The sequence below is a fragment of the Stenotrophomonas sp. 22LJNL06-5-1 genome (assembly GCF_056861455.1).
Window position 1 is genome coordinate 380,917 of record NZ_JBSPUE010000004.1, and the last position, 7,061, is coordinate 387,977.

The 7,061-nt window shown below is 67.4% G+C and carries 6 protein-coding genes; 5 read left to right on the forward strand and 1 reads right to left on the reverse strand.

What is annotated here, in order from left to right; translation table 11 throughout:
* The first annotated feature begins 72 nt into the window (after nucleotides 1-72).
* From egtB to AC13GF_RS11940, 5 genes are all read left to right on the forward strand, one after another.
* The gene (gene egtB, locus AC13GF_RS11920) at nucleotides 73-1,344 is read left to right on the forward strand and encodes an ergothioneine biosynthesis protein EgtB (RefSeq protein WP_483004733.1); all 1,272 of its coding nucleotides are present in this window, start codon (nucleotides 73-75) and stop codon (nucleotides 1,342-1,344) included.
* Nucleotides 1,341-2,315, forward strand: coding sequence for an L-histidine N(alpha)-methyltransferase (gene egtD, locus AC13GF_RS11925; protein ID WP_483004734.1), 975 nt, complete (start codon nucleotides 1,341-1,343; stop codon nucleotides 2,313-2,315). The genes egtB and egtD overlap by 4 nt, the downstream gene beginning before the upstream one ends.
* An 84-nt stretch (nucleotides 2,316-2,399) precedes the next feature.
* Nucleotides 2,400-3,668, forward strand: coding sequence for a lytic murein transglycosylase (locus AC13GF_RS11930; protein ID WP_483004735.1), 1,269 nt, complete (start codon nucleotides 2,400-2,402; stop codon nucleotides 3,666-3,668).
* 40 nt (nucleotides 3,669-3,708) lie between these two features.
* Entirely contained in the window at nucleotides 3,709-4,575 is an 867-nt protein-coding gene (locus AC13GF_RS11935; RefSeq protein ID WP_483004736.1) for a D-hexose-6-phosphate mutarotase, read from the forward strand.
* Nucleotides 4,576-4,625: 50 nt separating this feature from the next.
* A complete protein-coding gene (locus AC13GF_RS11940; RefSeq protein WP_483004737.1) occupies nucleotides 4,626-5,399 on the forward strand; it encodes a DUF2628 domain-containing protein in 774 nt (257 codons plus the stop codon).
* 6 nt (nucleotides 5,400-5,405) lie between these two features.
* Here the strand turns inward: AC13GF_RS11940 and AC13GF_RS11945 are convergent, their stop codons facing one another.
* Complete coding sequence (locus tag AC13GF_RS11945; protein ID WP_107380756.1) at nucleotides 5,406-6,593, reverse strand: benzoate/H(+) symporter BenE family transporter; 1,188 nt, start codon at nucleotides 6,591-6,593, stop codon at nucleotides 5,406-5,408.
* Between the last annotated feature and the right edge of the window lie 468 nt (nucleotides 6,594-7,061).

The following is a 7,061-nucleotide window of genomic DNA, read 5'->3' on the forward strand; positions in this document are numbered from 1 at the left end:
GGCTTACCCATGTGAACGAAGTGACGCCGAACCATGACATCGCACTCACCGCCCAGCGCCGATGCTGCCCACATGGACAGCGTACCCGCCGCCGTCGCTGCCCCGCAGCACGATCTCGCCCACCAGTTCGCACGGGTGCGTGCGCGCAGCATGCAACTGGCCGCGCCGCTCAGCGCCGAGGACGCCATGCTGCAGAGCATGGCCGACGCCAGCCCGAGCAAATGGCACCTGGCTCACACCACCTGGTTCTTCGAACGCTTCGTGCTGGCGGGCTTCGCCACCGCGCCAGCGCATGACCCGGCCTGGGATTACCTGTTCAACAGCTACTACAAGAGCGTCGGGCCGGCGCATGCCCGGCCGCAGCGTGGGCTGCTGTCGCGGCCGTCGCTGCAGCAGGTACGCGACTACCGCCAGCAGGTGGATGCACAGGTGCAATCGCGGCTGGCGGCAGGCGATCTTGATGAGCAGGCGCTGCAGCACCTGCAGTTGGGCCTGCAGCACGAACAGCAGCACCAGGAACTCCTGCTCACCGACATCAAGCATGCGTTCTGGTGCAACCCGTTGCAGCCCGCCTACCGCGAGGACCTGCAACCTACCGCCAGCGCTGCCAGTGCACAGGGCTGGATCGAATCACCCGAGCGCATCGTCACCGTCGGTGCCGCAGCCTGGCCGCGGCATACCGCCTTCGCCTACGACAACGAATCGCCAGCGCATCGCGTGCTGCTCCCCGCGCACGCACTGGCCGAGCGTCCCGTCAGCAATGACGAGTACCGCGCCTTCATCGACGCCGGCGGCTACCGCGAGCCGCGCTGGTGGCTCAGTGAAGGCTGGGTAGTGCGTGAAGCCGAGGACTGGCGGCATCCGCTGTACTGGGATGACGCCCTGCAGCGCGAGTACACCCTGGGCGGTTGGCGCAAGCTGGACCCGCATGCGCCGGTCTGCCACCTCAGCTACTACGAGGCCGATGCCTGCGCCCGCTGGGCCGGCGCGCGCCTGCCCAGCGAGTTCGAGTGGGAAGCTGCTGCCGCGTCGCAGCCGCTGCGGGGCCATTTCGCCGATGACGATCGGCTGCAACCGCAGGCAGCGCAGGGCAGTGGAATGCGGCAGCTGTTCGGCGATGTATGGGAATGGACCCACAGCGCGTATGGCGCCTACCCGGGCTTCCACCCTTTCGCCGGCAACCTCGGTGAATACAACGGCAAGTTCATGTGCGGTCAATGGGTGCTGCGCGGTGGCAGCTGTGCCACGCCCCGTGGCCACGTGCGTGCCAGCTACCGCAACTTCTTCATGCCCCCGGCGCGTTGGCAGTTCTCCGGGCTGCGCCTGGCCAGGGACGTCGCATGAGTACGGTGCAGGACGCGCTGCACGCATTGACCGATCTCACCCCCGGGCGCCAGCAGATCCTGGCTGACGTGGTGGCCGGGTTGTCGCGCACGCCCCGCCAGCTGCCGTCCAAGTACTTCTACGATGCACGCGGCTCGCGTCTGTTCGAGCAGATCACGCAGACCCCCGAGTACTACCCCACGCGCACCGAGCTGGCCCTGCTGGCGCGTGTGCTGCCGGACATCGCCCGCACCGTTGGCCCGCGCCTGCACGTAGTGGAGCTGGGCAGCGGCAGCGGACGCAAGACCGCGCTGCTGCTGGCCGCCCTGCGCGACCCGGTGGCCTACACGCCGATTGAAATCTCGCGTGCCGCGCTGCTGTCCAGCATCGACCATCTGGCACCCGCACTGCCCCAGGTGGAGATGCTGCCGGTCTGTGCCGACTTCACCCGTCCCGTGGCCGTACCCATGCCCGAACGCGAACCCGCGCGACGGCTGCTGTTCTTTCCCGGTTCCACGCTGGGCAACTTTGAAGGCGAAGACGCGGTCGCACTGCTGCGGGCGATGCGCCAGACGATGGGCCACGACGGCCTGGCCCTGGTCGGCATCGATCTGCACAAGGACCCGGCAATGATCGAGGCCGCCTACAACGATGCGCAGGGCGTCACCGCCGCATTCACGCTCAATCTGCTGGCCCGGCTCAACCGTGAGATCGGCAGCGACTTCGACCTCGACGGCTTCCGCCACCGTGCCCGCTACAGCACCGCGCGGCTGCGCATCGAAACCGACCTGGTCAGCCGTGGGCCGCAGGATGTGCATCTGGACGGTCGCACCTTTCACTTTGCCGCCGATGAACCGATGCGCGTCGAGTACAGCCACAAGTACACCGACGACAGCTTCGAGGCGCTGCTGCAGGAGGCGGGACTGCAGGTCACGCAGCGCTGGAATGCCGACAGTCCTGCCTACGGCCTGCGCCTGCTGCGTGCCATCTAGGGCAGGCGGCCAGCCGGTGCCCCTTCAGGTTCAGCAGTACCGCTACCCCTAAGATGGCCGTGCAACGGCAACACGGAGGACGCCATGCCCATTCTGACCACGCTCGGCCTGGCGGCCGCTCTCGCCTCGCCCCCCGCGCTGCCTGCAGCATCCGATGCCAGCGTCGATCCGGCCTTCATCCGCTGCCTGGCGGGTCTGCAGGCCACGGCCACCAGCCAGGGCATCAGCGCCGACCGCTTCAATGAGATCACCGCCGGGCTCACCCCGGATCCCAGCGTGCTTGGCCTGCTTGATGCACAGCCGGAATTCACCACGCCGATCTGGGACTACCTGGCCGCGCTGGTCGATCGCCAGCGCGTGGCTGATGGTCGCGCCATGCTGCAGCAGCACCGCGACCTGCTCGATCGGGTGTCGGCGCAGTACGGCGTCGACCCGGCCACCATCGTCGCGGTCTGGGGCGTGGAGAGCGACTACGGCCGCGTGTTCGGCAAGCGCCCATTGCTGCAGTCACTGGCCACGCTGTCCTGTGCCGGCCGTCGCCAACCCTTCTTCCGTGGTGAACTGCTGGCGCTGCTCAAGCTGATCGACCGCGGGGACCTGCAGGCACAGGGGCTCACCGGTTCCTGGGCCGGTGCCTTCGGGCATACGCAGTTCATGCCCAGCACCTATGCACGCATCGCCGTGGACGGTGATGGCGATGGCCGCCGCGATCTGGTCGGCAGCATTCCCGATGCGCTGGCGTCCACCGCCAACTACCTCAAGCGCGCCGGCTGGCGCAGCGGAGAGCCGTGGGGCATGGAAGTCCGCGTTCCTGCGGGCTTCAACGCCAGCCAGGCCGGGCGCACCCAGCGTCGCGCCCTGGCCGACTGGCGTGCGCAGGGCGTGACCGCGCTGGATGGCAGCGCGTTGGCTCCGGCCAACCTGCCGGCGGATGCGCGCGCCGCCCTGCTGCTGCCGGCCGGCAACAAGGGCCCGGCATTGCTGGTGTTCCGCAACTACGACGCGATCTACAGCTACAACGCCGCCGAAAGCTATGCGCTGGCGATCGCGACGCTGGCTGACCAATTGCGTGGCGGCAGCGGGTTGGCCACCGCCTGGCCGACCGACGACCCGGGCCTGGGCCGCGATGAGCGCCGCCAGCTGCAGACCCTGCTGCTGGCCCGTGGTCACGACATTGGTGCCGCCGACGGCATGATCGGTACCGCCACGCGTCGCGCGATTCAGGCCGAGCAGCAGCGCCTGGGCTGGAGCGAGGTGGACGGCCGCGCCGGCCAGCGCATCCTGCGCACGCTGCAGGAAGAGGCGGCCGCCATCGCACCCGCTGGGCAGAAGGCCTTGCCGGCGGCACGTTGACCGCGACATCATCGCCGCGGTCTTCAAGGAGCGTCATCGCATGCAGTCGAATCCGGACATCAGCACCGGCCTGTATCACGGCCTGGAGGCCTGGCAGGTGCGAACCGCCAACGCCACGGCGGTCGTCAGTGTGTTTGGTGGCCAGCTGCTGTCGTTCATTCCCGATGGGCAGCCCGATCTGCTGTGGCTTTCGCCCACGCGCGCCGAGCTGCCCACGCCCATCCGCGGTGGCGTTCCGGTGTGCTGGCCGTGGTTCGGTCGCCAGGGCCAGAGCGCCGATGTACCGGCGCATGGCCTGGTACGTACCGCGCGCTGGGAGCTTCTGCAGGCCAGCCAGAGCGATGATGGCGAGGTCGAGCTGCAGTTGGCGCCTGCGCCCAGCGCCGATCCCGGCCTGCGCCTGCAGATGCAGCTGCGCATCGGCCGCCAGCTGCGCCAGCAGCTGGTCACCGAGAACACCGGAACCTCGCCGGCGACCTTCACCCAGGCCCTGCACAGCTATTTCCGGGTGGGCGATGCCAAGCGGGTCGAGGTCGAGGGCCTTGACGGCTTGCAGTACCTGGACAAGTACGAGGACTATGCGCAGCTGCGCCTGCAACAGGGACCGTGGTCATTGCGCGATCCGCGTGATCCCGGTCGCAGCGATCGCATCTATACCGGTGCCGGCGGCCATTACGTGCTGCGTGATCCCATACTGCAGCGGCGGATCGAGATCCGCAGCGAAGGCAGCCAGACGCTGGTGGCCTGGAATCCCGGCGCCGAGGCCGCAGCCAGGATCTCCGATGTCGGCGATGGGTGGCACGATTACGTCTGCCTGGAAGTGGCCAACGCCGGCCCGGAGCAGATTACGCTTGCGCCGGGTGCGCGCCATCAGCTGGTGCAGACCCTGGGCAGTACCGCGCTGTAGGCGCTGGCAGCGATTTCAGTTTGTCGATACAGGTAGCAAGGACGGAAAACATGCAGGAAGCACAATGGTGGTACGCCAATGGCCGGCAGAGCAGCGGGCCGGTGGATCTGGCCGGTCTTCGCCAGCTGCAGCGGGAAGGGACGGTTACGGCGCGCACGCTGCTCTGGTGCGAAGGCATGCCCTCATGGCGGCCGTTGGCAGAACTGGAGCAAGCTTCCACCCCCATCGAGGTGGCTCCGGCGCTGGATATCGACGCTGCCCCTGCGGTTGAGGGCAGCGCGCCGAGTGTCGGCGATCCGTCCGATCCCTATCGTGCGCCGGTCGCTGTACCGGATAGGGCCGTGGCTGCCGGGCTGGAGGGCGAGATGGCCTTGTACGCCAGCGTGGTCGGCGGCAACTTCCCGATCTATCGCCAGCGCTGGCGGCTGGATCAGGGCATTGCCACGGGCAGTGGCACCTGGCACTGGCCGGCCTTCCTGCTCGGCCTGATCTGGATGATGTACCGCAAGATGTACCGCCTGGCGGCGATGTGGGCTGGCCTGCTGCTGCTGATCAGCGTGGTGGAGACCTTGCTGGACGTGCCGGATGGCCTGTCGCTGGTCATCACCTTCGCACTCAGCATCACCACCGGCATCTTTGGCAACAGCTGGTACCTGGCACACTGCCAGCGCCTGATCGCCCAGGCCCGTGCCGTCACCGGCGGCGATGACGCACGGCTGCGCAGCGAGCTGACCGCGCGCGGCGGCACCAGCGTGGTCGCCACACTGATCGCCATCGTCATCGCGGTGGTGTTGAGCACCGTCGGCGCCGCATTGGCGGGGTAGGGTGGGTCAGCGGCCCTGATGGGGCCGCAGCACCAGCAGGCACAGCGCACCGGCCACCAGGCCCCAGAACGCCGAGCCGATACCGGCCAGTGAAACGCCCGAGGCGGTGACCAGGAAGGTGACCAGTGCCGCCTCGCGGTCCCGCTCCACCGCCAGCGCACTGGCCAGGCTGTTGGCGATGGTGCCGAACAGCGCGATACCGGCCACGCAGGCCACCAGCTCCTTCGGGAAGGCAGCGAACAGCGCGGCTACGGTGGCACCGAACAGTCCAATGACGATGTAGAAGGCACCTGCCGCCATGGCGGCGGTATAGCGTCGTGCCGGGTCCTCATGGGCATCGCGGCCCATGCAGATCGCCGCGGTGATTGCCGCCAGGTTCAGCGCGTACGCACCGAACGGTGCCAGCAGCGTATTGACCACACCGATCCAGCCGATCAGCGGCGACACCGGGGCGTCGTAGCCGGATGCCCGCATCACCGCCACGCCCGGAATGTTCTGCGAGGCCATGGTGACCACGAACAGGGGCAGGGCGATGCCGGCCACCGCAGTCCAGGACAAGGATGGGGTCACCCATTGCGGTACCGCCAGTTGCAGCTGCACCTGCTGTGCGTGCAGCAGGCCACGGCTGGCCGCGACCGCGATGCCGACCAGCAGGGTGGCGATGACCGCATAGCGCGGGAACAGGCGGCGTCCGGCCAGCCAGGTGGCGAACATGGCCAGCGCCAGTACCAGTTGGGTGTTCATGGCCACGAACACGTCCAGACCGAAGCGCAGCAGCACTCCGGCCAGCATGCCGGCGGCCAGCGCCATCGGCACCCGCTGCATCAACCGGGCGAAGATGCCGGAGAAGCCTGCCAGCATGCCCAGCACCGCGGCGAGCAGGAATGCACCGGTGGCTTCAGCAAGCGAGGCGCCGCCAGCACCGACCACCAGCATCGCAGCGCCCGGTGTCGACCACGCGGTCACCACTGGCACGCGATAGCGCAGCGACAGCCCGATGCAGGTCACACCCATGCCCAGACCCAGTGCCCACATCCATGAGGCGATCTGTGCCTGGTTGGCACCGACGGCTTGCGCAGCCTGGAACACGATGACGGCCGAACTGGCGAAGCCGACCAGCACAGTAATGAAGCCGGCAACGAGGGCCGGTACTGAAAGGTCGCGCCACCACGCTTGCCGCACCTGCATGTTCATTGCCGTCTCTCCACTGTGCATCCGTGCATTGATAGCCCTTGTGGCGTTGACCGCGCAACGCGCGGTCAACGCCACAGTGATCTTCGAGCGTACGTCATGCGTGATGTTGCGTTGGTTCTGTCATCACCCTGCAAAAAAGTGCTTGACGAAATCTGCAGGATCTCTAGAATTCGCTCCCTTGCTGCAGCGCACCGCTTCTTCGGAAACGGCACGCAAACAGCAACGCCACCACCGACGAACGAGATGATCGAACGAAGGTGTTGACGGACTCGAAAAGTCCGGCATAATAGGCGGCTCGCAACGACGAAAGACCTTCGGGTCCAACGACGAAGCAGCATCGGCAACAACGTCCACTCCGGTGAGACGGCCTTGAAAAAAGGTGTTGACGAAGCGGAAAAGCCGGCTATAATGGGCGGCTCGCTACGAAGGAAACTTCGCAGCACACGGGAACGGCGCTGAGGCCACTTC

What these genes read in the sequence shown, in the direction of transcription:
- egtB (WP_483004733.1), top strand. Translation starts at nt 73, where the DNA reads ATGGACAGCGTACCCGCCGCCGTCGCTGCCCCGCAGCACGATCTCGCC.
- egtD (WP_483004734.1), top strand. Translation starts at nt 1,341, where the DNA reads ATGAGTACGGTGCAGGACGCGCTGCACGCATTGACCGATCTCACCCCC.
- AC13GF_RS11930 (WP_483004735.1), top strand. Translation starts at nt 2,400, where the DNA reads ATGCCCATTCTGACCACGCTCGGCCTGGCGGCCGCTCTCGCCTCGCCC.
- AC13GF_RS11935 (WP_483004736.1), top strand. Translation starts at nt 3,709, where the DNA reads ATGCAGTCGAATCCGGACATCAGCACCGGCCTGTATCACGGCCTGGAG.
- AC13GF_RS11940 (WP_483004737.1), top strand. Translation starts at nt 4,626, where the DNA reads ATGCAGGAAGCACAATGGTGGTACGCCAATGGCCGGCAGAGCAGCGGG.
- AC13GF_RS11945 (WP_107380756.1), bottom strand. Translation starts at nt 6,593, where the DNA reads ATGAACATGCAGGTGCGGCAAGCGTGGTGGCGCGACCTTTCAGTACCG.